The organism is Bordetella sp. N (assembly GCF_001433395.1).
Classification (GTDB): domain Bacteria; phylum Pseudomonadota; class Gammaproteobacteria; order Burkholderiales; family Burkholderiaceae_B; genus Bordetella_C.
The window spans coordinates 1116822-1140715 of the sequence record NZ_CP013111.1 but is presented as its reverse complement, the minus strand read 5'-3'; the positions used below and the strand labels follow the sequence as shown (position 1 = coordinate 1140715).

The following is a 23894-nucleotide window of genomic DNA, read 5'->3' as shown; positions in this document are numbered from 1 at the left end:
TGAATCAGGATGGGGCACATGCCGGCAAGGCTTCGAAAAATGCGGCCCGCACCTGATCGCGCCCCGACTCCTTGGCCTGATAAAGCAGGCCGTCGGCGGCCTGCAACAACGCGATGCCCTGCTCGCTAGCCGCCGGGACGCAGCTCGCGCAACCGATGCTGACCGTCACCCGGCCGATGTCGGTTCCCTTGTTTTCCATGTCCAGGGCGCGCACGTTCGCGCGCACGGTCTCGGCCACCGATTGCGCGCCCGCCAGTTCCGTCTCGGGCAACAGCACCACGAACTCTTCCCCACCGTAACGGGCCACCACGTCCACGGAACGCCGTATCGATCTGCCTATGCACCGCGCCACCGCGGCCAATACCTTGTCGCCCTCGGCGTGCCCGTAGGTGTCGTTGAACAGCTTGAAGCGGTCGATGTCGATGTACAGGACCGAGACCGGCCGCCGCGTCCGCGCCGCGCTCTGCCACTGCACCTGGAAGCGCTCGTCGAAGGTCCGCCGGTTGTGCAATTGCGTAAGCGGGTCCGTGGCGGCCAGCTTGGCCAGTTCCCCCTGGACACGCTGCTTCTCCCCCAGCGTGAAGGCCAGCAGCCACGCGCCCGCGGTCAATGCGAGCCCCCAGAACAAGGACGCCGCCGCCGCCAGACGGAAATGCCGATTCCATTCATCGAGCACATCGTGCATGGAAGGCGCGACCAGGACGATGAACGGCAGGCCGGCGACGCGGCGAAACGTGTAGAGGCGCTCGACATCGCCGCGGCCCCGGGCAATGAGCGTGCCGCTGTCACGGCCGGCCATGGCCGCATAAATGGGCGAGGTCGCGGCGCTGCGACCTACCACGGTGTCCGAATAGGGCTTCGATGCGATCGTCGTGCCATCCTGCAGCAGAATCTCGACCACGCCGGGCGCCTCCAGATAGATGCGGTCGAACAGACGTTGGAACAACTCCAGGCGCACTTCGAACAAGGCAATGCCCGTGAACGTCCCATCCGCGCCACTCAAACGGCGGCTCAGCGCGATGTACAGGCCGCCCTGGCGCGTCTTGGAAAGATAGGGATGGGAGATGAACAAGCCGGTGTCAGGACTGTTCTTCTGCGCGGTGAAATACGCCCGGTCGTCCACCCGCACACCCAGATTGTCCTGAGTATCCCATTGCGACGCCACGACCACGCCAGCCTTGTCGACGACGTACTTGCCTTCCACATAGGCTTCCGCCGGCAGGCTCTTGAAGATTCTCTGGTTCACCGGATCGCCGACCATGACGGGCGTCCTGGACAACAGCGCCTGTTCATCGCTGACCAGATCCCGCAGCTGGACATCATAGAAGCGGAAATTGTTTTCCAGATCCAGCGCGATCATCGCGTTCAGATTCTCGGAGGTCTCGCGATGGTGATCGATGACTTGCTGGCGTATGAGCCACATCATCGCCAGCGGGATCAGCACCGCGATGATGGCGATGACGCTGCCCGCGATACCGACGACATGGGGCCGATTTCCCGTCACCCGCACGATGGGGGCGACCACTGCGGACAGCAGGCTACGGATGCGCGACATCGACCGCCACTCCCCCTGAGCGAGCCCAGCGACTATGCGCGGCAGCCCTCACTGCCACGGCCGCGTGTCACGGCGCAACGATCATAGCATCGGGGCCATGGGCGGCTTTGGTGGCATCAGTGGCATTGGCGGCGTTGGTGGCCTTGACGAAGTCGACGAAGGCCTGCAGCGGCGTGGGCATGAAGCGGCGGCCGGAGTAGTACAGGAAAGGGCCGGGGAAACTTTGCCACCAGGGTTCGAGCACGGGCACCAGGGCGCCACTGTCCAGGTGTGGCCGCAGCCACTCTTCGAACAGGTAGACGACGCCGCTGCCACCGATGGCCGCGTCCACCGCCAGATCCACGCCCCCGCCGATCAACACCACCAGCGGTCCCGTGCCATCGATGCGCAAGGTCTCGCCGTCGCGGGCGAACTCCCAGGCCGCCATATTGCCGCTGGGAAAGCGGCCGCGCAGGCAGGCATGCTGCATCAGGTCGCGGGGATGCGCCGGCGTGCCGTGCCGGGCCAGGTAGGCGGGCGCGGCCGCGGCGGCCATGCGTTGCGTGCGCGGCCCGATGGGCACGGCGATCATGTCCTGCTCCAGCCGCTCGCCATACCGTATGCCTGCGTCACACCCTTCCGCCAGGATGTCGATGAAGCTTTCTTCCGCCACGATATCAAGGCGGATGTCCGGGTACGCCGCCAGAAAAGGGGAGACGATGGCGGGCAGGACCAGACGCGCCACGCTGACGGGAACATTCAGCCGCAAGGTACCGGCGGGCCGGTCGCGAAAGCCGTTCACCGCCTCCAGCGCCGACTGCATTTCCGTCAGCGCCGGCTCCAGGCGAGTCAGCAGGCCCCTGCCCGCCTCCGTCAAGGACACGCTGCGCGTGGTCCGATGCAGCAGGCGCACGCCCAATTGCGCTTCCAATCTGCGCACGGCATCGCTCAGGCGGGACGCGCTGGTGTCGTGCAGCCGCGCCGCGTCGCGAAAGCCGCCGGCCATGGCCACGGCCGCGAAGGCATTGAGATCATTCAGGTCGGTTTTCATTGTTCTCTATTCCGCACAGCCCGTACGGATTGTACGGGATTATCAACGGCCGCCAGAGTGTTTATCTTGTCGTCATGGCTGACACGGCTAGTGTCAACGCAACATCCACTCCAGACGACCTCACCAGGAGACCTGTCCATGTCCCGCAATCCCTACCCCCGCACCTTCCCGCTGGCTGGCCGTGATGTGAAGCGCCTCGGCTACGGCGCCATGCAGCTGGCCGGCCCGGGTGTCTTCGGTCCGCCCAAGGACAAGGCGGCCGCGCTGGCGGTCCTGCGCGCCGCCATCGAAGCGGGTGTCGACCACATCGATACCAGCGATTTCTACGGCCCTCACATCACCAACCAGCTGATCCGCGAGGCCCTGGCGCCCTACCCCGACACCCTGCGCATCGTCACCAAGGTAGGCGCGAAGCGCGGCGCCGATGCGTCCTGGCAGCCGGCGTTTTCACCGGAAGACCTGACCGCCGCCGTCCACGACAACCTGCGCAATCTGGGCCTGGATGTGATCGATGTGGTCAACCTGCGATTGATGTTCGACGTCCATGGTCCCGCCGAAGGCGACATCGAGCCGACCCTGTCCGTGCTGGCCGGCTTGCAGCAGAAAGGCCTGATCCGGCATATCGGCCTGAGCAACGCCACCGCCAAGCAGATCGCGCAGGGCCGCGCCATCTGCGACATCGTGTGCGTGCAGAACCAGTACAACCTGGCGCATCGGGACGACGACGACCTGATCGACGCCCTGGCCCGGGACGGTATCGCCTACGTGCCGTTCTTCCCGCTGGGGGGCTTCAGCCCGCTGCAATCGGCCACCCTGTCCGACGTGGCCAAACAGTTGAACGCCACGCCCATGCAGGTGGCCCTGGCCTGGCTGCTGCGCCGCTCGCCCAACATCCTGCTGATTCCCGGCACGTCCTCGGTCGGCCATCTTCAGGAGAACCTGGCCAGCGGCGACCTCGATCTGCCGGACGACGCGCTGGCCGCGCTGGAAGGCATCGCGCAGGAAGCGCAGGGCTGAGGCCAGCCTGTTAGCTTCTATACCTGTATAACGTCACTACTTTTTCCTGAGTGCGTTTAAGCCGACAGTGACGGTGTTCGCATCGCACTCAGGAGAAATCAACCATGCGTGTCTTCGTTACCGGCGCTACCGGCTTCATCGGTTCGGCCATCGTCAAGGAACTCATAGTCAACGGCCACCAGGTGCTGGGAATGACCCGGTCGGATACCGGTGCGCAAGCGCTGGCCGCCGCCGGCGCCCAGGTACACCGCGGCGACCTGGAGGACCTGGACAGCCTGCGCAACGGCGCGTCGCAAGCCGATGCCGTCATCCACTGCGCCTTCGATCACAACTTCTCCAACTTCGTGGCGAATTGCGAGAAGGACGAACGTGCCATCGCGGCGCTGGGCAGCGGCCTGGTCGGCTCCGATCGCCCCATCATCATCACGTCGGGAACCGGCATGGGCTCCGGCGCGCACGGCCAGCCCGCCACCGAAGACGTGGTGAACTTCGAGCATCCGAATCCGCGCAAGCTGTCGGAACAGGCCGGCGCCGCCCTGGCTGCCCAGGGCATCAACGTGATCACCATGCGTCTGCCCCAGGTGCATGACACCACCCGGCAAGGCCTGATCACGCCGCTCATCGGCATCGCCCGTGACAAAGGCGTCGTCGCCTATGTCGGTGAAGGCCAGAACCGCTATCCGGCGGCCCACGTGCTGGACGTCGCTCGTCTTTATCGCCTGGCCATCGAAAAACAGCAGCCAGGCGCCCGCTATCATGCGGTCGCCGAGGAAGGCGTGGCGGTGCGCGATATCTGCGAAGTGCTCGGCCGCGTGCTGAAGCTGCCCACCGCGTCGATAGCCCCTGAACAGGCAGCAGCGCACTTCGGCTGGATGGCCATGTTCGCGGGCATGGACCTGCCGGCGTCCAGCGCCCAGACACGCGCGGCGCTGGGCTGGAACCCGACGGGGCCCAAGCTGCTGGCCGATCTGGAGCGGCTGGAGATACCGGCGGCATAATCGCCAGCAGCAATGGCCACCGGCGCCCGGTCGGACCACGGTCAATAGGACTTCGGCAGTCCCAGGGCCTTTTCCGCGATGAAGCTCATGATCATCTGCGGGCTGACCGGCGCGAGGCGGGGTATCCATGCCTCGCGCAGGTAGCGCTCCACGTGATATTCCTTGGCGTAGCCCATGCCGCCGTGCGTGAAGATGGCGTTCTCGCACGCCCGGTAGCAGGCTTCGGCGCCCAGGAATTTCGCGCTGTTGGCTTCCGCGCCGCATTGCTCCTTCTGGTCGTACATCCACGCGGCTTTCTGCACCATCAGGTACGCGGCTTCCAACTCCATCCACGACTTGGCCAGGGGATGCTGGATGCCCTGGTTCTTGCCGATCGGGCGATCGAACACTTCGCGCTCGTTGGCGTATTGCGCGGCCCGGCGCAAGGCGGCGCGGCCCAGGCCCACCGCTTCGGCGGCGATCAGGATGCGTTCCGGATTCAGACCATGCAGGATGTAGCTGAAGCCCTTGCCCTCTTCGCCGATACGATCCTCGACGGGTATGCGCAGGTTGTCGATGAACAGCTGGTTCGAATCGACGCACTTGCGGCCCATCTTCTCGATCTCGTGGACTTCGATGGCGCTCCGGTCCAGGTCCGTATAGAACAGGCTGAGCCCTTCACTGCCCTTGCACTCTTCGATGGGCTTGGTGCGCGCCAGCAGCAGAATCTTGTTGGCCACCTGCGCGGTGGAGATCCACACTTTCTGCCCGGTGACCACGTAATGATCGCCCTGGCGCACGGCGCGGGTCTTCAGCTTCAAGGTGTTCAAGCCCGTATTGGGCTCGGTGACGCCGAAGCAGGCCTTGTCCTTGCCCGCGATCAGCGCCGGCAACCACCTCTGCTTCTGCTCGTCATTGCCGAACACCACCACCGGGTGCAGGCCGAAGATATTCATGTGCACCGCGGACGCGCCCGACAGCCCCGCGCCGGTGGCGGAGATGGTGTGCATCATCAAGGCCGCTTCGCTGATGCCCAGGCCGGCGCCACCGTATTCCTGCGGCATGGCGATGCCCAGCCAGCCGGCTTGCGCCAGGGCCTGGTGGAAGTCGAAGGGGAAACCGCCCTCCTTATCCTTCTTGAACCAGTAATCGTCATCGAAAGGCTCGCACAAGCGTTCGATGGCGGACTTGATCTGCTCTTGCTCGTCACTCAGACGGAAATCCATTGCTGCATCCTGCTGACTTGGGTTTTGGAAAAAGGCGGCACGCGCGCGGCACTGGCAGCGCGCGTGCCGGGTGTTGCGTCTATGTCATCCACCTGCCGCCGTGGCCGGCTCGGCTGACGCCGTCCTGGCCGCGGCGATCATCGCGGAGTAAGGGTAGTAAGGCGGGAAAGGTCCGATGGCCAGCATGTCGACTTCCACCAGGGTGGGCCCCTGCACGGCCAGCGCGTGCTCGACCGTCTTGCCGAAGTCCTCGGCGCGGCTGACCCGCCAGGCTTGCATGCCGGCCAGCTCCGCCAGCTTCAGCAGATCCGGCGCCAGCAGATTGCTGTGCGCGTAGCGGCCCTCGCACATGGCGTCCTGCATATGCTTGATGACGCCGTAGCCGCCATCGTTCATGACGATCATCACCATGTCGGCGGCCTCCTGCACCGCCGTCCATATCTCCGTCATGTTGAAGAAGAAACCGCCGTCGCCGGTCAGCACCACCACCTTGCGGTCCTTGCTGCCGATCGCCGCGCCTATGCCCAGTTGCAGGCCCTGGCCGATGCCCGCGCCCACCGGATAGATGTTCTGGCGCTGATCGTGCAGCGGGAACAGTCGATGCCCCCAGGTGCTGTTGCTCAGCGTGATGTCGCGCGCGAATACCGCGCTGGCGGGCATCACCGCCCGCAGCTGAGATGCAAAGTCGGCATACGGTCCGAGGGTCTGTTTGAAGTCCTCGATGGCGCGCGTCTTGGCGGCGCGTACGGCCGCCGTGAAGGCCTGATCAAGCTGTAGCGGCTCCTCACGCAGCCGGCTGACCACTTGCCGCAAGGTCGCGGCCGCGTCGCCGTGGACGAAGGACTCGCAGGGGTAGCCGCGCGTCCGCGCGGCGCTGTCCACATCGATCCTGACCAGCCTGGCGGGCAGCTTCAACTTGTGATCCAGGGTCTCGTGCCCGCGCAGGCGCGATCCGACCACCAGCAGAAGATCCGCCTGTTCGTACAGCGCCTGCACCGCGGGACTGCCTGGCCCGTTCAGTCCGCCCAGGTTTTCCGGGCGGTCATCGCTGACCACGCCATGGCCGTTCCAGCTGGTGACCATGCCGACCCCCATGTCCACCAGCGCGGCAAGCTCACGGCCCGCGTCACGTGCACCACCGCCCGCCCAGATCATCGGGCGGCGCGCGCCACGCAGCGCCCGCAACAGCGCGTCGACGTCGGCGGCCGCGGGTTCCGCGACGCGTGGCGCCGGGGCCAGCCAGTCTTGCGCATGCACGGGCCGGTCCACGACGCTGCGCTGGATATCGATGGGAATCTCCACGCTGACGGGACCCGCCGGTGCCGTCAGCGCGTCGGCCCAGGCCTGTTTCAAGACGGCCAGCGTGTCGCCCGCGGTTTCCACGCGATAGGCCTTCTTGCTGACGGCGCTCAACATGCCCAACTGATCGGGCACATCGTGAACCGCGCCGGTATCGCGACCCAGGTGCGCCGTGGCGCTCTGCCCCGTAAGGTGCAGCAAGGGCGTGCCCGCGAATCTGGCCTCGACCAGGCCGGGCACGGCGTTCGACGCGCCGGGTCCCGTGCTGCTGATCACCACGCCGACCTTGCCGGTCGCCCGCGCCAGGCCGTCGGCCATATGGGCGGCGCCTGTCTCGCCGCGAGTCATCACCATGCGGATGGTCTTGTTGAGCGTCACGCCGTCCATGATGGGAATGTTGTGGACGGAGATGATGCCGAACACCGTATCCACACCGTTGTGCGCCAGGAAGTCCGCTACCAGATGGCCTGCCAGGTATTTCGACATACACACGCTCCCTTAGAATTGGCGAAGATTGGCGCGTTCGGCCAGATCGTCGAATTGCTTGCCTTCCCGCGCCACCCGTTCGCCCAGCGCCTTGGGCGTGCCGGGCATCAGGGTGTAGCCCGACGCCTGCATCTGCTCGCGGAAGTGCGGCTCCGCCAGTATTTTCTGGGTGGCGTCGGACAGGGTCTTGACCACGTCGGCCGGCGTGCCGGCCGGCGCCAGGATGCCCAGCCAGCCGTCGAACACGAACTTCGGATAACCGGCCTCGACCATGGTCGGCACGTCCTTGAACATGGGATTGCGTTGCGCGGACGTCACCGCCAGCGCCCGCACCCGCCCGCTGTCGACCAGGGCCTTGGCCGTGGTATTCAAGTCGAACAGGATGGTGATCCGATCCGCGATCAGGTCGCCTTGCGCCGGCGCGTTGCCTTTGTAGGGCACGTGCGTCAGCTTGATGCCGGCGTTATCCGCGAACAGCTCACCGGACAGGTGATTGGACGAACCGATGCCGGCCGACCCATAGGTCAGCTTGCCCGGGTTGGCCTTGGCGGCCGCCGCCAGGGCCTGCACGTCGCGATACGGGGACTGCGCGCTGACCAGCAAGACGTTGGTGTAGCTGACCACGGCCGCCACCGGCTGGAAATCCTTCACCGGATCGAAGGAGGTCTTCTGGATGGCCGGCGTGACGGTCAACGTGGGACTGGCCGTGAAGAACAGGGTGTAGCCGTCGGCCGGTGCCCGGACCACGGCCTGCGCGGCGATCGTCCCGCTGGCGCCGCCGCGGTTTTCCACCACCACGGACTGCTTGAGCAGGCGCCCGAGCTGCTGCGCGTACTCCCGCGCCACGATGTCGACCGACCCGCCCGGGGAATAGCCGACCAGGAGCCGGATCGGCTGGTCGGGAAAGTTGTTTTTGGCGATGACCGCCGTCATGGGCATCAAACTCAAGCTGAGGGCCAGCACCACCTTCCTGGAACGCCAGATCATTTTTGTCTCCTCGGTGTCGTTTTGCGGGCCGCGCTCTTGGTCGCGACCCTTATAGGGCGCCTGTTCTTATGAGCCGGCTCTGCCGAGCCGACCCCGACGCGAAAAAATATATCACACGAAATTCTTAATGGTGAATATTTATTCATCCCCATGAATTTCGGTAGAATCAGGGCAAAGGCGCGCCGCTGCCGGCGCGCACGCTTTTCAGGATCGCTTCATGTCGGAAGTAAAACTGGTGGCCCGCACGCTCGACCTGTTCGAGTGTTATGCGGACAAGGGCGAGGCCCTGTCATTGACGGAACTGGCGCAGGCGCTTGCGGCGCCGATGTCCAGCACCCTGGCGCTGGTGCGCACCCTGGTCACGCGCGGCTACCTGTACCAGACCCGCAAGCGCACGTATTACCCCACCAAGAAGTTGATGGGGATCTGCGCGGCGATCGACGTCCAGGATCCCATCCTGGATATTCTTCGGCCTTACCTGGCACGGCTGCGCGACGAGAGCGGTGAAACGGCGGTGCTGGGTACGCGCGAGGACATGCAGGTGATCTACCTGGACTGCGCGCATTCGCCCCAGGCCATCCGCTACACGGCCCAGGCCGGCGAGGCGCGCGGCCTGCATTCGAATTCGCTGGGCAAGGCCCTGTTGTCCGCCATGGGCGAGGAAGAATTACAGGGGGTGCTGGACAGCCTGCCGCTGAAGGGACTGACCAGCGCCACGCTTACCAGCAAGAAAGCGCTGCTCAAGGACCTGGAATTGAGCCGCGCACGGGGCTGGGCGGCGAATATAGGGGAAAGCGTGCCCGACCTGGCTGCCATTGCCGCGCCGTTTTCGCTGGCGGGGAAATGGTACGCGCTGTCCATCGTGGGACCCATCGGGCGGATGCAGGCGGCCTGGGACAAGCACGTGAAGGTGCTGGGCAAGGTCCTGGCAGACCTGGCGCGGCATCAGGCCGTCGATCCTTGAAGGATGTTGGTGTCTGTTGATCTTTGTTGAGGTTGCTTGAAGCCCCCTGGCGTCAAGGCATGGCGAATTGCGGATGCCTGGCGAATGCCGCCGCCAGCGTGTCGATCACGCAGCGAACGCGCGGCGCCATGTGGCGGCCACGGGGCCATACCGCGTGAATCGGCAGGGTCGCGGCGCGGTGGTCGGGCATGACTCGCTGCAACAGTCCAGTCTGCAGCGACTCCTCCACCAGCCAGAGCGGCAATTGGGCGATGCCCATGCCGCCAGCGACCGCGTCGAACAAGGCGCCGGTATCGTGCAGGCACATCACGGCGTTGACCGGGATGTCGCCCTGCTCCGCCGACGCGCCACCTTTTTCCATCTGCCAACTGCCGCGCCGATTATCCGTCAGGCAGCGGTGCCCGGTCAGGTCGGCCGGTGTCGACGGCGCCAGACGCCGGGTCAGGTAGGCGCGCGACGCGCACAGTACCGTCGGCTGGGCGCCCAGGCGGCGCGCCACCAGTTCCGCGCGGTCCGGCAAGGTGCCCACGCGCACCGCCAGGTCCACGCCCTCCTCGACCAGCTCGCTGCCGCGGCTGGCGAATGACACATCGAAAGTCAGCCCTTCGTGCCGTTCGGCGAGCGTCGCCAGCACGGGCAGCACCCAACGGCGTCCCAACATGGGCGGCACGCTCAGGCGGACCTGGCCCGCCAGACGGCGTGGCCGTGCCGCTACCGATGCTTCCGCACGCGCCAGCGCCGCCATGACCTCGCGGCAATGGGCCAGGAAGCGCTGTCCCTCCTCGGTCAGCGCCAGATGCCGCGTCGAACGTTCGAGCAGGCGCACCTGCAGGCGCGCCTCCATGCGTTCGATGGCTTTGCTGACCGCCGTGCGCGATACCCGCAGCGCCCGCGCGGCCAGGGTGAAGCTGCCATGTTCGCCCACTGCCGCGAAGGCCCGGATGCCGGCCAGCGACTCATCGTTGTTCATACCTGTTCCTTGTCTGGCTTGCGCTTTGCGCTGCAACAGTGACTCGCATGCATCCGCGAAGATTCATGTGGTGCCGCTTGGCATGCTGCCACGCAACATTATGTCTCCCCCGCAGAGGCGGCATTGTCGCGCGCATCCCGCCTACAGTCGCCCCTTGTGGATCAAGGAACCGGGAGCAGGATGATGGCCAAGGAAAAGACACTGGTAGTGATAGGCGGCAGCTCGGGCATAGGCCTGCGCACGGCGCAACTGGCCGCGGCGCGCGGCATCGCCGTCGTCATAGGCGGACGCGACGCGAACCGGCTGGATGCCGCGTTGCGCACGCTGCCCGCGTCGGCGCGGGGCACCACCGTGGATGCCACGTCCAGCCGTTCGCTGCAGGCCTTCTTCCAGGACCTCTCGCAGGTGGACATGCTCTTTACGCCAGGGACCAGTTATGCGGTCGGCGGATTCGCCGACAGTGATGAAGCGCTGGCGCGCAGTCCCTTCGAAGGCAAGTTCTGGCCGCAGTACTGGGCGGCCCACGCGGCGCTGGAAAAACTGGCGCCGGACGCCTCCATCCTGCTGATGGCGGGTGCCGCCAGCGCGCGGCCCATCAAAGGCGGCGCCGGCTATGCCGCCGCCAATGCCGCCATCGAAGGACTCGCGCGCGGACTGGCGACGGAGCTGGCGCCGCGGCGGGTCAACGCCCTGTCGCCAGGTACGGTCGACAGTGAACTTTGGCGCGGGCGGCCCCAGGCGCTACGCGAGCAGGCTTATGCGCATTACCGGGGCGCGACGTTATTGGGCCAGGTCGCCCACGTCGACGACATCGCCCAGGCGGCACTGTTCCTGTTGACCAACGGCTTCATGACCGGCAGCACCTTGTTCGCGGATGGCGGCTACGCCTTGCGCTGAAGGCACGTGGGCGCGGCTCAATTACCGCTGCACCGCCGCGACGCCAACGACGGCCCCGACCGCTCAGTCCGAATACGGCGCGGCCTGGAACGCTTCCTGTTCCTCGGCCAGCGCCGACCAGGCCGCCTGCAAGGGATAGTCTTCCGGTGCGATCAGACCCGGCAACATGCGCTGGGTGAAATGCCACGCCACGGCGATGCTGATGCCGTCCAGTTCCACCGGCGCCTCGTCCGAATCCATGGCCCACACCAGCGGCGATTCGCTGAGGTCTTTCTCGATCTCGTCGAAGGCGGCGCGCAATTGGCCTTCGACCCGCTCCACCCACGGCTCGTGCTGCTTGTCCTTGGGACGCAGATTGCGTTCATAGGCAATCTGGATGGCCTTCTCGCTGGCCACCAGGGCCAGACCCGTCAGGCGCAGCACGGGCAGGCGTGCTTCGGGATCCTCGGGAACCAGACGGCGTTCCTCGGGGACCAGGGCCTCCAGATACTGCAGGATCAGCGTCGAATCCGTCAGCACCTGCCCGTCTTCCGTGATCAAGGTGGGCGCCTTCACCACGGGATTGATAGCTTTGAAAGCGTCGTATCCGCGAAACACCGAGATGGCTTGATGGGTATAAGGCAAGCCCATGACCTGCATCGAAATGGCCACCCGCCTCACATAGGGCGAGTCCAACATGCCTATCAGCTCGAATTTCATCGCGTACGAAAGCTCCAAAGAGACCAGGCCCGCCGTTTCCCGGGATCCGGGAGATTGATCACGGCAGAGCAACGCCCGAGATATTCGCACAAATTTCGATAAGTGCGTCCTGTAATTCGGGATCTGCCGCCTGGGGATTGCACTGCATGGGTTTCAGATGATAGAAGTACTGGCCGCTGACGCGCGCCTTCGGATCGTCGGCGGCCGCCAGCCAGGCCTGGGTCAAGTGGCCCTGATCCAGGTCGTCCGGCGCGCCACGCCCGCCCATCTTCGTCGGCACCCACCCTGGCTCCAGGGCATTCGACAACACCTTGGGCCAGCGCCGCGCCATCGCGCAAGCCAGCATCGCGTCATGCAGCTTGCTCTCCGCGTAGGCGGTCGACCCGCTCCAGCGGCGGCGCTCCCAGCGGATATCGTCAAGATTGGCGTCCGCGTGGTGGTGCATGCCGGAACTCAGGTAGACCAGCCGGGCCGGCCGCTCGATCAGCGCGGTCAGGATGTAGGCCGCCAAGGTGTTGATGGCGAACACATGCGGCAGGCCATCGGCGGTGCGCCGCTGAGGCTCCTGATAGCCGACCGCCGCATTGTGGATGACGGCGTCGAAACGCCCCAGCGTGTTGACCTGCGCGGCGACGTCCTTGGCCGCCGCGATGGTGTCGAGGTCGCCGACGACGACCGCCTGCGCATCAGGCAGTTCGCGCCGCGCGTCGTCGGCCCTTCGCGCATTGCGCGCATGCAGGACCACCTGGTGGCCCTGGCTGGCCAACAATTGGCCGGCCATCAGTCCCAGGCCCGTGGACGATCCGGAAATGAAGATACGAGACATGGATTGCTCCTGTTGGAAATCGATGGTTATCGGACAGCACGGACATGGGCGCCACGCACCAGCATACCGCCCAGCAAAGCGCACGCGGCACCGAAGAAATACACCGCGGCGTAGCCCGCCTGGCCGGCGATGAAGCCTGCGACCGGTCCCGCGACGCCGTAGGCAATATCGAGGAAGGCCACGAAAGCCCCCATGGCGCTGCCCCGGTTGGCCGGCGGCACCCGTTTGAGCGCTTCCACGCCCAGCGCGGGAAAGATCAGGGCGCAGCCCAGCCCCGTCACCAGCGCGCCGGCCAAGGCCAGCAATTCTTGCGCGGCCCCCCACACCATCAGCTGGCCGATGGCTTCGACGACCAGCGACCACAGCGCGACCCGGTAGCCGCCGATGCGGTCAGGCAGATGGCCCAGCAGCAGGCGCACGGCGATGAAGCCCAGACCGAAGGCCGTCATGACCAGGCCGGCATGCCCCCATTGACGATAGGCAAAGTACAGCGATGCAAAGGTGGTCAGGCCGGCCAGGCCTACCCCCTGCAGCATCAGGCCCAGCCCTTCCCGCCAGATCTGACCCACGACGCGCAGGAAAGACAGGCGGACACCGCCTGGTGTCGCGTAGGACCTGGCGCCCAGCATGATGGCCAGCGCCAGCAAGGGCGCGACGATGCACGCGATCATGGTGGCCGGCAGGCCCCAGGCCTGGTAAAGCGCCATCCCCACGGGTGCGCCGATGGCCAGCGCCGCGAACATCGCGATACCGGTCCAGGACATGGACATGCCGGCCCGTTGCGGTCCCACCGACGCGATGGACCAGGACACGCAGCCCGTGACGAACTGGCTCTCGCCCAGCCCGGCCGCGAGCCGCCCCGCCACCACCGCGGCCAGGCTGGCCACGGGCGACAGCGCGGGCATGGCTGCAAAGAGATAAAGCAGCCCGGCCAGGACGCAAAATGCCGCGCCCTGCAAGGCCGAACGCTTGCCGCCGCGCTTGTCGGTGACATGGCCTGCGTAGCCGCGCGCCAGAACGGTGGCGACGAACTGGATGCCGATTACCAGGCCCACGATCAAGGTGCTGAACCCCAACTTTTCGTGGATGAACAGGGGCATGACAGGCAAAGGCAGGCCTACCGCCAGATAGCCGGCGAACAACGCCGCGATGACAGGCAAGGAGGGGCGCGCCGGGGTGCCGGACGCGAGTCCGGCGCCCGCTTCCACGCCGGGTTTCATGGTGGCTGAAGACATGCTCGGCACCTCGCTCAGACCGCGGCGACCGGCGCCACAGGGGCCCGGTAGCCACTCGCATCGACCAGGTAATCGCGCGATGCAAGCACTTCTGCGCTCAATTTCCCCAGGTCCACGTCCAGCAGCTTGCCGCCGCGTTTGCGCAAGCGCCCCGCCACCATCACCGTATCGACGTCGGCCCTGTCCACGGCCTGCACAAGGGTGCCGATGACATCGTTGACGGGAAACACGCCGACACCCTCGGTACGCACCATGATGATGTCGGCTTGCTTACCGACGGTCAGCGTGCCGACCCGCGACGACAGCCCCGCTACATGCGCGCCATTCACCGTGGCCGACTCCAGCACCGCCTGCACGGTGACCGGCACGGGCACGTCCTGCTCTCCCCGAAACCTGCGATAGCGCATGGCGGCGCGCTGATGGCCGAACAGGGCCTGCATCTCACCGAACATATCGCTGCCGAAAGCCGTATCCAGGTCTATGCCCAGGGCCGGCTTCAAGCCGTGGCTCACCGCCTGCTGCCAGGCAAAGCCGTCGTCATCGAAGCCGAACAAGGCATCCGACCGGGGATTGACCGTCACGTTGACGCCACGATCCGCGAACAATTGCCAGGTCGCCTCCGGAATCCGCGTGCAGTGGTTGAAGATATTGTGCGGACCCAGAACGCCAGGCTCGGCGAACTGCGGCCCCAAGGTGGCCAGATCGCCGATGAATTCGGTCAGGATGGACATGTCCAGGCCGCGCGCCACCTTCCACCAGTCCAGGTTCAACTGGCCGAACAGGCCTACGCGCACCAGGCTGTCCGTCGTGTTCCAGCCGCGTGCAAGGCGCTCAAGGTCAGCAGGCAGATGCGCGCTGGATGCCTGTTTGTCCATCGCGGCGCCCACCATGTGCAGCGCGCGTATGCCGGAGCCCGCCAGGGCATCGAGGGCCGCGTTCGTATGGTCGGGGCTGCGCGAACTATGGCAGGCATCGACGATGGTGGTGATGCCCGCATCCAGCGATGCCAGCGCCGTGAGCCGGGTGCTCAGGTACATGTCCAGGGGACGGTAATGCGCCCCCAGCTGCTGCGCCACCACGTCGATATAGGCGAACAGATCGTCGACGTCCGGCATGAGCCGGCGCATGACCCCCAGCCACGCATGGTGGTGGGCGTCGATCAGCCCCGGCATGACGATGCTGCCCGCGGCTTCGATGACCTCGGCGCCCGCGGCCGGCAGGTCGACGCCGACCGCGGCGATGCGATCGCCCTCGACCAGGACGTCGCCCACCGTGGGATGGGGCGTACCGGCGTCCATCGTCACGACGATGCCGCCTTTGAACAGGGTGCGTGGGTTTTGATCCATGAAGTTCTCCGATTGATTACGTACCAACGCGGTGCGTCTCCCGGGGAGCCGGAAGCCGCCGCGACGCGCGTCCTGCTGCGTCGCTGTTGGCACGGTGTCGGAACGATAGGCGCCCGAGAACTTTTGATTAAGATAGAGGAACTCAAATCATTTTTGCTTAAATTCAAAGGTGCTGGGCATGAGCTTTGACGGCAGACTCCTATCGGGCATGAGCGTCCTGGCCGCCGTGGTCGAGACCGGCAGCTTCACCAAGGCGGGTGAAACCTTGGGGCTGTCCGCGTCTGGCGTCAGCCGGTCCGTATCGCGGCTGGAAGAACGCATCGGCATCCGCCTGCTGGAACGCACGACGCGCGCGCTGCGGCTGACCAGCGAAGGCGCCCGCCTCTACGATCTGGCCGCGCCCCATCTGTCGGGCATCGAGGAAGCGGCCAATGCGGTGGCCGGCGCCGCCACCGTGGTGCGCGGGGCCTTGCGGGTCAGCTTGAATCCCATCTTCTCGCGCCAGGTGCTGGCGCCACGCCTGCCGGAATTCCAGACGCGCCATCCCCACGTCGAGCTGCTGTGGGTGTCGCCCGCCGAAGCGCGCGACCTGATCGCCGAAGGCATCGACGTGGCCGTGCGTTTCGGCGAACAGGTGTCGTCGGGCATGTCGTCCCGTCTGCTGCTGACCACGCGGGTGCTCACGGTTGCGGCGCCGGCTTATCTGGCCACACACGGGGTGCCCAAGACCCCGAAGAAACTGGCGGCCCACGACTGCATGCAGTTCATCGATCCGCAACGGGGCCGGCCCTTTCCCTGGGAGTTTCACCGCGGCAAGGAAGTGCAGCGGGTCGACACCCGGGGGCGGCTTACCTTCACGGATAGTGAAACCATGGTCAACGCCTGCCTGGCGGGGGCCGGCATCGCCCAGGTCCTGGCCTTGGGCTTGGAGCCGCTGATCGCCAGCGGCGCCTTGGTCGACCTCTTCCCCGATTGGCCTGGCGAGACCTTCCCGCTGTACATCGTGCGCCCTTCGCGCCGCCTGCCGCCGGCGGCGGTCGAGGCCTTCATCGACTTCTGCGTGGAGATCTGCGGCAGCCACGGTCAACGGCCCAGGCCGCCCGCCAAGGTCAAGCCGGGCGGCCGGCGTCAGGCATGACGCACCTTATTCACCTTGGCCAACAGCAGTGACAGCGCGACGAAGAACGACAGGCCGACCATGGCCGCGGCGGCAAGGTAAACCGACGCCACGCCATAAGCGCCCGCCAGCGCGCCGGCCAACGGACTCGTGACGCCAAGGGAGATGTCCAGGAACGCCACGTAGGCGCCCATCGCCAGGCTGCGAGTCTGTGGCGGAGCGCGCCTTGCGGCCTCCACGCCGAAGCCCGGAAAGACCAGCGAATAGCCGAATCCCGTCAAGGCCGCGCCCAGGTAAGCCATGGTGGCGCTGTCCGCGCCCCAGATCAGCAGTTGGCCAGCCGCTTCGATGACCACGCACACCAGCGCCACGCGGGCGCCGCCTACCTTGTCGGGCAAGTGGCCGAAGAAGATCCGGGCGCCGATGAAGGCGATGCCGAACACCGTGAAGGCCAGCGATGCATTGCCCCAGTCCCTGGCGGCGAACAACAGCGAGATGAAGGCGGTGATGACGCCGAAGCCCACGCTGGACAAGGCCAGGCCCACGCCCGGTTGCCACACGGCGCTCAGCACCTTGTAGAACGGCGTGCGCCGGTTCGACGTCGGCGCGACCCCTTTGACGGTACCGATCACGGTGAGGGCCAGCAGTGGAATGATTACCGTACCGGCGCCGATGCCGGCGAAACCGCCATGGGCGTTGATGGCCACGCCCACTGGCGCGCCCACCGCGAAAGCCGCGTACATGGCAATGCCGTTCCAGGCCATCACCTTGCCGGCGTTTTGCGGACCCAGCAGGCCGATGCCCCAGCCCAGGGCGCCGGTGACGATCAGGCTTTCGCCGAGCGCCAGCAGCATGCGCCCCAGCACCAGGATCCAGACTGACAGCGCGGGTTGCGCGACGAAGGCCAGCGACGCCAGATAGGCCAGGCCGGAGGCCGATGCCGTCACCAGCCCGGTTATTACGGCTTTCTTGGGGCCGCGCATGTCGGCGAAATTGCCGGCCCAGGACCGCGACAGCAAGGCCGCGGCGAACTGCGCGCCGACCACCAGGCCGACGACCAGCGTGCCCATGCCCAGGGTGTCGTGCAGGTGCAGCGGCAACACTGGCAGTTGCATGCCTATGGTCAGGAAGCCGATGAAGACGGCCAGGGTTATTGGAAGAAGTGTCATGTTCGTAGGAGATGTGATTAGAAAATGCGACGAATTCGTCGTAAAAAACAATACGATTGATCCATCGCGTTTTCTATTCGCATTCCTGGTCGCGTTTTGCGCCACGCCTCCGGCTGCATCGTGGCAGCACTCGTGGCTCATCGAACATGGCACCTACCTGCCCGCCGGTCGCAGGGCACTCGCAAAAAAAACCTCAGCATTTCCTCCAGCAGGCCGCCCAGCAAGCTCAGCTGAACTTGATCAGGTCCTTGAAGATCAACGGCCCCCAGACCTTTCCGCGCGAATGGACCAGCAGTCCGCCTTCGGACAGCCCGCCAAGCTTGATCGGCGCGAAGCCGAGTTCCTCCGCAAGCGCGGCGATGTCTGTTGCCGCATCGTCATCGTCGCTCGCCAGGAACACCACTCTTCTGCCGCCCTTCACCGCGGGATCCTGGTCCAGGACGGAGGCGCCCAGGTGATTGAAGCCTTTGACCAGCCTTGCGCCGGCAAAGGACCTCGCCAGGTACTTGGAGGAAGGCAGCCCGTCCAGTTCCTCGGGGGGCACACCATAGGTGTTGGTCACATCGACGAGGGTCTTCCCCTGCCAGGTGGAGAGCGCCTTCGCGACCTCGGGATGAGACTCGTAGCGGACCGCCAAAAAGATCGTGTCCGCCTTGAGGGCATCCGCCAGTGTCGCGGGGATGACTTCGGGGCCAATGGCCGCGGCGTCGGACGCAAAGCTCTCCGGCGCGCGGGTGGTTGCGACGGAGACTTCAATGCCCTTGCGAGCGAACGCCCTGGCAAGGGCGTGACCGATCTTTCCGAAGCCGATGATTGCATAGCTCATGAGTTTCTCCTTATGGTTGATGAACCCAGCCGCGCGCCGTAAATGCGGCGGAGCGCCGTGGGCATGCGCGTCAGAGTTGGGCCAGGCCGCCGTCAACGGCGACTTCGCTGGCAGTCATGAAGCTGCTGTCCTGTGACGCGAGAAATGCGGCTGCCGCAGCGATCTCCGCGGGATCGGCCATGCGCTGAAGCGGAGTCATCGCACCGTAGGCATTCTGGCCCTCTTCCCCCAGCGCTTCTTTCGCGAGTTCGGTCGCGGTCGCTCCAGGCGACAACACATTGACCCGAATGCCAGTTCCCTTCAGGTCCTCCGCCCAGGTCCGCGCGAGGTTACGAACGGCAGCCTTGCTCGCGCTGTAGGCAGTGAAACCCGGCGCGCCAGTGGTGCCGGCGCTAGAGCCGGTCAAAATGATCGAGCCACCGGCCCCCATCAACGGCAGCGCTTTCTGGACCGTGAAAATGGTGCCTTTCACATTGGTGTCGAAGGTATCGTCGATGTGCCTGGCAGTGATCTGGCCGAGCGGCAGCGGGCCACCCGCCCCCGCGTTGGCGAACACGATATCGAGGCAGCCACGCTCTGCCTTCACCGCTGCGTAAAGGCGGTCGAGATCATCCTCATCGGAAACCGAGCCTTTCACCGCGCGGGCGTTGGAGCCGAGCTTGGCCAAGGCGGTGTCTAGCGCGTCCTGCCGCCGGCCGAAGATAAAAACGAACGCGCCTTCGTCGATGAAGCGCTCTGCAGCCGCGAGGCCAATACCGGTCGCGCCGCCAGTGATAACGGCGGTCTTTCCATTCAGTCTTGTCATTTCACGTGTCCTTTCCTTGGAATCACAATGATCGGACTATGACGCCGTTGACTCATGAGGACAATTGACTTAATTTCGCTAAGTTCGATCTACTTTATAGATATATGCTCGACAGCGTTTCCATCAATCAGCTCCGTGCCTTCGTGGCCATTGCCGACGCAGGGAGCTTTTCGGGCGCGGCTCGGGAGCTGAAACGTGCCCAGTCGGCGATAAGCCATGCGATCACCGCGCTTGAGAGCGCCCTCGGCGTCGAGCTCTTCGAACGAAACACGCGCAAGGCGCAGCTGAGTGCCGCGGGCCGCAGCCTCCTGCCCGACGCCCGTGCGGTGATCGCGCGTACGGAAGAAATGAAGAATCGCTCCGGCTCGATCGCCAGAACCGGGGTGCCGCAGATCTCAATGGCCGTGGATGTCTATTTCCCGCGTGCCCACCTGGTCGAGTGTTTAAGAAAGATCCAGGCCGATGCCCCCACGACCTCGATCAATCTGCGTATGACGACCATGCAGGGAGGCGAGCGTTTGGTGCTGGACGGACAGTGCTCCTTTGCGATCACGATCATTGACGTCCCGGAAGTCAATCCAAGCGCCATTGAAAGGCGTTGGCTATGCGATACGCAAATGGTGACTGTCTGCGCGCCGAGCCATCCCTTGGCAGCCGATGCGGCTGCGATACCGATAGACGAATTTCGCCGGCATGTTCAACTTGTCGTCACCGACAATCAGCCGGACGCGCAGAAGACCCAGATGTCGGTCGCCGGGGAGCGCCAATGGCTGCTGAACGACCTGGGTGCGAAACACGATTTTCTCGTGGGCGGCCTGGGTTGGGGCCATATGCCGGAACATCTGGTCGCGGACGATCTTGCGAAGGGACGTCTCGTTGAACTGGAACGGCGGGCCTGGCATCTGCGTCCCCTGACGTTCATGGTGTCGCGCCGGCGGGGAGAGGAAGAGTCTTCCAGCGAAGCCAGTCTGCTGAGACTCATCGGAAATCTGACTGGCAAATAGACCCGCCCGCGATCGTCGGCGAGTAAGCGCCTGCCTTGCGATTCAATCCCGCGCCACGTGGACGTGCGATTTGATGTGCTTGAGGTTGATCACGATGGTGAAGGTCATGATCACCAGCAAGGACCACGAGCTCCATTTGCCCAGGTGCACGGCCGACCATGCGCCCAGTTGATTGGGATAGGCCCACAGCTTGAAAAAGGTGCTGATGTTTTCAGCCAGCCACAGGAAGAAGCCGATCAACACGAAGGCGACCAGCAGCGGCATGCGACGGTCCTCGTGCAAAGGCCGAAAAATCACCATCGTCCTGGCGTAGAGGCCCACCGCGCAGGCGGTGATGAACCAGCGGTAATCGCCGATATAGTGATGCGTGAAGAAATTCGCGTAAATCGCCAGGGCCACCAGCCAGGACATCCAGAACGGCGGATGGTGCCGCACACGCAACTGGAACAGCCGCCAGGCCTGGATGATGTAGCTGCCCACGGCCGCATACATGAAGCCGGAAAACAGCGGCACGCCGAACAGCTTGGTGTACGCGAAATCCGGATACGTCCACGACGGCATGCCACGCGACGTCTTGAAGACCTCAAGGGCGAAACCCACGACGTGGAACAGGCAGATGGCCTTTAGTTCGTCCACCGTCTCCAGCCGCGCCCACAGCATCCACACCTGGATCGCCAAGGCGTAGATCAACAGCAGATCGTAGCGGGGGATGCCCAGCGTTTCCCCACGCGGCATCAGAAAAACACCGGCGAAGAACAGCCCCGCGAACAGGCACGCGCGGGCTTCCTTGATGCCAAAGTACAGAAACTCCAGCACGCCCAGTCGCCAGCCCGTGGTCGCGGGCCGCAGCGCCGGCTGCATCAAGACACGATCCAGGGATGACAGGCTCATACGACCATTCGTGGGATTCGACAGGCCGCCATGATAGCAGCGTCCCTATTTACCGCGCCCGCCGGCGGGCGCCGCGTTCAACCCAGCTGGCCCAGCCATGCCGCCAACACCCCACGTGCGGCGGCCGCGAGTTCGGGACCGTACTTGGCCGCGTCGCGGCGTATCGTGCGGGGATCGATGCCCCGCGTCCATAACTCGTGGGCATGCCCGATCAACCAGCGTTCGATCTGCTGGTCATCGGCTTCCAGGTGGAATTGCAGTCCCAGAATATGCGGACCGATGGCGAAAGCCTGGTTGGGAAAGCCCGGCGTCTCGGCCAGGCGGCTGGCACCATTCGGGATGTTGAACTGATCCCCGTGCCAATGCAGCACCGGCACCGAACCCAGGCCGGCAAGCACCGACGACCGGCCTTCCTCCGTCAAGGTCAGCGGGGCGTAGCCGATCTCGGCGCGCCCGGTGGATGCCACCTCGGCGCCCAGGGCCCGCGCCATCAACTGGGCGCCCAGGCAGATACCCAGGGTGGGCTTGTATTGCCGCAGGCGGGCGGCGATGGCTTCCCGTTCCGCGACCAGGAAGGGATAGCTGTCCGTGTCGTAAACACCGATCGGGCCGCCCAGGACCACCACCAGGTCCGGCTCGGTCAGCGTGTCCACGTTCAGCACGTCGACACCCGCGTCCAGATAGCGCACGGCATAGCCACGCTCGGCCAGCATGGGCCCGAAGATACCCAGATCCTCGAAGGCGACGTGGCGTATGGCCAAAGCCGTTTTACTCATACCTTGAACTCCAGTGAATATCGTTTAAACCATGGCGCGCGGCAGCAGCAGTTCCGCGCTGCGCGCGTCGAACGTCAACCGCAAGGCCGCCACCACTTGATCGCAGGCAGCCGCGACCGCTTCGAATATCGTCGATCCCGTCACCAGGCGGCCGGTCACGGCCGCGCTGAACAGGTCGCCGGTTCCTTTGGGCGTGGCCTCGATGCGAGGATGCTTGAACACCTCGTACCGGTCCCGCGTCACCACGGCGACGGCCATCTCGCCCGGCGCCCACGTCATGGGCGCGGCGCTGGTTACGGTAACCCATTGCATGCGGCCGACCAGCAGCGTGCGCGCGGCCGCCGCCACTTCGGCGATGTCCGCGCCCGCCTGGCCCGTCAGGCGCTGCAGTTCGAACCCATTGGGTGTCATGCCATCCGCCAGCGCCAACAGGTGCTTGCGGTAGGCGTCGACCATGCCGGGACTGACGTATTCGCCGCTGTCGTAGTCCCCGATCACGGGATCGACGACCACCTGGACGTCCGGCCGCGCGGCGACCACCTGTTCGATCCAGGCTCCCAAGGCGCGCACCTGCTCCACGCTGCCCATATAGCCCGCCAGGATCGCCCGCAGATGCCCCAGCGCATCCCGCGCGAACAGATCGCGCAGGTAGCCCTCGAACCATTCGATGGGAATGGCGCCGCCATGGATGGTCGGATAGTGGGGCGTATTGCTGAAAGCCACCGTGGGAACGGCGGCCGTGGTGAGTCCAAGGCCGGCCAGCGCGGGCAGCGCTACGTTGTTGCCCACGCGGCCGTAGACGACCTGCGATTGCACCGACACGACGTCGATGGGCAAAGGCAGCAGCGGCGCCGCCGTGCCGCTCAAGGTCGGGTCGAAGCCGTCCATCAGCGCCCTTCCCCCTCGCCTGCCCCGGCCGTCGGCCAGTAGTGGGCGTCGGGTGTGGAGCGCGCGCCGAAGATCGCCTGACCGACCCGCACGATGGTGGCGCCTTCCTCGATGGCGATTTCATAGTCGCCGGACATGCCCATGGACAGTTCGTCCAGCGCCATGCCGGCCGGCGCGGTCTGGCGCAGGCGATCACGCAATTCGCGCAGGCGCACGAAGCATTCGCGCACGCGCGCGGCCTCCGCCGACAGCATCGCCAGGGTCATGAAACCGCGCACGCGCAGTGAAGAGAATGCCGGCAAGGCTCGCAGGAACGGGGCCACGTCGTCGGGGTTCAGACCGTATTTGCTGTCTTCCATCGACGTGTTGACCTGCACGTACACGTCCAGTGAACGTCCCTCCGCCTGCAGGCGCCGGTCCAGGGCTTCCGCCAGGCGCAGGCTGTCCAGCGCCTGGAACTCGGCGGCAAAGCGCGCCACCAGCTTGGCTTTATTGGTCTGCAAATGGCCGATCACGGACCAGCGCAGATCCGTCAGGTCGGCCATGGCTTCCCATTTGCCGTAAGCCTCCTGGGGCTTGTTCTCGCCAAAGTCGCGACACCCGGCGGCGTAGGCCAGGCGCAGCGTCGCCTCCGGCTTGGTCTTGCTGACGGGCAGCAGGCGCACACCCGCGGGATCGCGCCCGACGCGCTGGCACGCGGCCGCGATGCGCGACTGCACCACGGCGATATTGCGCCGGAAATCTTCCACGGACTCGGCCTGGGGCCAAAGACCGTGCTGGTCGTGCTGCGTGGACGTGTCCAAAGGGGTGACGGGGTTCACTTGCTCGCGCCTCGATACTTGAATGCGGATGGCGCGCGGAGAGCCCGGGCGCCACCGGCATAAATGTATCACCCGCTCGGTAT

General features: G+C 65.5%; 23 protein-coding genes. 6 read left to right on the top strand and 17 right to left on the bottom strand.

The window, feature by feature from the left end:
* Nucleotides 1-4: 4 nt before the first annotated feature.
* On the bottom strand, nucleotides 5-1555 hold the full coding sequence (locus ASB57_RS04960) for a diguanylate cyclase (protein WP_057651065.1): 1551 nt from the start codon (nucleotides 1553-1555) through the stop codon (nucleotides 5-7).
* A 67-nt stretch (nucleotides 1556-1622) separates the two neighbouring features.
* Nucleotides 1623-2585: a LysR family transcriptional regulator gene (locus ASB57_RS04955; RefSeq protein ID WP_057651063.1), complete on the bottom strand. Its 963-nt coding sequence runs from the start codon at nucleotides 2583-2585 to the stop codon at nucleotides 1623-1625.
* A 138-nt stretch (nucleotides 2586-2723) separates the two neighbouring features.
* On the opposite strand from ASB57_RS04955, the gene ASB57_RS04950 reads away from it, so the two are divergent.
* Nucleotides 2724-3602 (top strand): aldo/keto reductase family oxidoreductase, encoded by an 879-nt coding sequence (locus tag ASB57_RS04950; RefSeq protein ID WP_057651060.1) that lies wholly within the window; start codon nucleotides 2724-2726, stop codon nucleotides 3600-3602.
* A gap of 104 nt (nucleotides 3603-3706) precedes the next feature.
* Nucleotides 3707-4600, top strand: a complete 894-nt coding sequence (locus ASB57_RS04945; RefSeq protein ID WP_057651058.1) for an SDR family oxidoreductase — start codon at nucleotides 3707-3709, stop codon at nucleotides 4598-4600.
* Nucleotides 4601-4641: 41 nt separating this feature from the next.
* On the opposite strand, the gene ASB57_RS04940 is transcribed toward ASB57_RS04945, so the two are convergent.
* The 3 genes from ASB57_RS04940 to ASB57_RS04930 form a co-directional block, all read right to left on the bottom strand.
* Nucleotides 4642-5805, bottom strand: a complete 1164-nt coding sequence (locus ASB57_RS04940; protein WP_057651056.1) for an acyl-CoA dehydrogenase family protein — start codon at nucleotides 5803-5805, stop codon at nucleotides 4642-4644.
* An 84-nt stretch (nucleotides 5806-5889) separates the two neighbouring features.
* Entirely contained in the window at nucleotides 5890-7590 is a 1701-nt protein-coding gene (locus tag ASB57_RS04935) for a thiamine pyrophosphate-binding protein (protein WP_057651055.1), read from the bottom strand.
* Nucleotides 7591-7602: 12 nt separating this feature from the next.
* Entirely contained in the window at nucleotides 7603-8577 is a 975-nt protein-coding gene (locus ASB57_RS04930; RefSeq protein ID WP_057651053.1) for a tripartite tricarboxylate transporter substrate binding protein, read from the bottom strand.
* A 217-nt stretch (nucleotides 8578-8794) separates the two neighbouring features.
* Between ASB57_RS04930 and ASB57_RS04925 the strand changes: the two genes are divergently transcribed.
* The gene (locus ASB57_RS04925) at nucleotides 8795-9541 is read left to right on the top strand and encodes an IclR family transcriptional regulator (RefSeq protein ID WP_057651051.1); all 747 of its coding nucleotides are present in this window, start codon (nucleotides 8795-8797) and stop codon (nucleotides 9539-9541) included.
* Nucleotides 9542-9593: 52 nt separating this feature from the next.
* On the opposite strand, the gene ASB57_RS04920 is transcribed toward ASB57_RS04925, so the two are convergent.
* On the bottom strand, nucleotides 9594-10511 hold the full coding sequence (locus ASB57_RS04920) for a LysR family transcriptional regulator (RefSeq protein WP_057651049.1): 918 nt from the start codon (nucleotides 10509-10511) through the stop codon (nucleotides 9594-9596).
* 180 nt (nucleotides 10512-10691) lie between these two features.
* Here ASB57_RS04920 and ASB57_RS04915 point away from each other — a divergent pair, with 180 nt between their 5' ends.
* Nucleotides 10692-11408 carry an SDR family oxidoreductase gene (locus ASB57_RS04915; RefSeq protein WP_197424961.1) on the top strand — a complete coding sequence of 239 codons (717 nt, stop codon included), beginning with the start codon at nucleotides 10692-10694 and terminating at the stop codon, nucleotides 11406-11408.
* A 63-nt stretch (nucleotides 11409-11471) separates the two neighbouring features.
* Here ASB57_RS04915 and ASB57_RS04910 read toward each other — a convergent pair whose 3' ends face one another.
* From ASB57_RS04910 to ASB57_RS04895, 4 genes are read right to left on the bottom strand one after another with little or no spacing between them, the layout of a single operon-like run.
* The gene (locus tag ASB57_RS04910; RefSeq protein WP_057651047.1) at nucleotides 11472-12107 is read right to left on the bottom strand and encodes a glutathione S-transferase family protein; all 636 of its coding nucleotides are present in this window, start codon (nucleotides 12105-12107) and stop codon (nucleotides 11472-11474) included.
* 58 nt (nucleotides 12108-12165) lie between these two features.
* On the bottom strand, nucleotides 12166-12933 hold the full coding sequence (locus ASB57_RS04905; RefSeq protein ID WP_057651045.1) for an SDR family NAD(P)-dependent oxidoreductase: 768 nt from the start codon (nucleotides 12931-12933) through the stop codon (nucleotides 12166-12168).
* Between the two features lie 26 nt (nucleotides 12934-12959).
* Nucleotides 12960-14168 carry an arabinose transporter gene (locus ASB57_RS04900; RefSeq protein ID WP_231755342.1) on the bottom strand — a complete coding sequence of 403 codons (1209 nt, stop codon included), beginning with the start codon at nucleotides 14166-14168 and terminating at the stop codon, nucleotides 12960-12962.
* Between the two features lie 14 nt (nucleotides 14169-14182).
* Complete coding sequence (locus tag ASB57_RS04895; RefSeq protein ID WP_057651041.1) at nucleotides 14183-15514, bottom strand: amidohydrolase family protein; 1332 nt, start codon at nucleotides 15512-15514, stop codon at nucleotides 14183-14185.
* Between the two features lie 178 nt (nucleotides 15515-15692).
* On the opposite strand from ASB57_RS04895, the gene ASB57_RS04890 reads away from it, so the two are divergent.
* On the top strand, nucleotides 15693-16652 hold the full coding sequence (locus ASB57_RS04890; RefSeq protein ID WP_082621972.1) for a LysR family transcriptional regulator: 960 nt from the start codon (nucleotides 15693-15695) through the stop codon (nucleotides 16650-16652).
* Here the strand turns inward: ASB57_RS04890 and ASB57_RS04885 are convergent.
* The 3 genes from ASB57_RS04885 to ASB57_RS04875 all read right to left on the bottom strand — a co-directional run bounded on the left by ASB57_RS04885 (nucleotide 16643) and on the right by ASB57_RS04875 (nucleotide 19431).
* Nucleotides 16643-17851: an arabinose transporter gene (locus tag ASB57_RS04885; protein WP_057651040.1), complete on the bottom strand. Its 1209-nt coding sequence runs from the start codon at nucleotides 17849-17851 to the stop codon at nucleotides 16643-16645. The two genes, ASB57_RS04890 and ASB57_RS04885, sit on opposite strands and share 10 nt — an antisense overlap.
* Before the next feature lie 175 nt (nucleotides 17852-18026).
* Nucleotides 18027-18626: an NADPH-dependent F420 reductase gene (locus ASB57_RS04880; RefSeq protein WP_057651038.1), complete on the bottom strand. Its 600-nt coding sequence runs from the start codon at nucleotides 18624-18626 to the stop codon at nucleotides 18027-18029.
* Nucleotides 18627-18696: 70 nt separating this feature from the next.
* Nucleotides 18697-19431 carry an SDR family NAD(P)-dependent oxidoreductase gene (locus ASB57_RS04875; protein ID WP_057651036.1) on the bottom strand — a complete coding sequence of 245 codons (735 nt, stop codon included), beginning with the start codon at nucleotides 19429-19431 and terminating at the stop codon, nucleotides 18697-18699.
* A gap of 104 nt (nucleotides 19432-19535) precedes the next feature.
* Between ASB57_RS04875 and ASB57_RS04870 the strand changes: the two genes are divergently transcribed.
* Nucleotides 19536-20435, top strand: coding sequence for a LysR family transcriptional regulator (locus ASB57_RS04870; RefSeq protein WP_057651034.1), 900 nt, complete (start codon nucleotides 19536-19538; stop codon nucleotides 20433-20435).
* Between the two features lie 42 nt (nucleotides 20436-20477).
* Here ASB57_RS04870 and ASB57_RS04865 read toward each other — a convergent pair whose 3' ends face one another.
* The 4 genes from ASB57_RS04865 to ASB57_RS04850 form a co-directional block, all read right to left on the bottom strand.
* Nucleotides 20478-21296, bottom strand: coding sequence for a DUF817 domain-containing protein (locus tag ASB57_RS04865; RefSeq protein ID WP_231755435.1), 819 nt, complete (start codon nucleotides 21294-21296; stop codon nucleotides 20478-20480).
* A 107-nt stretch (nucleotides 21297-21403) separates the two neighbouring features.
* Nucleotides 21404-22102 (bottom strand): glutamine amidotransferase, encoded by a 699-nt coding sequence (locus ASB57_RS04860; protein WP_057651031.1) that lies wholly within the window; start codon nucleotides 22100-22102, stop codon nucleotides 21404-21406.
* A gap of 24 nt (nucleotides 22103-22126) precedes the next feature.
* Nucleotides 22127-22990, bottom strand: a complete 864-nt coding sequence (gene pdxK, locus ASB57_RS04855) for a pyridoxine/pyridoxal/pyridoxamine kinase (RefSeq protein ID WP_057651029.1) — start codon at nucleotides 22988-22990, stop codon at nucleotides 22127-22129.
* On the bottom strand, nucleotides 22990-23811 hold the full coding sequence (locus tag ASB57_RS04850) for a YggS family pyridoxal phosphate-dependent enzyme (RefSeq protein WP_231755341.1): 822 nt from the start codon (nucleotides 23809-23811) through the stop codon (nucleotides 22990-22992). Before ASB57_RS04850 ends, pdxK begins: the two co-directional genes overlap by 1 nt.
* Nucleotides 23812-23894: the final 83 nt, after the last annotated feature.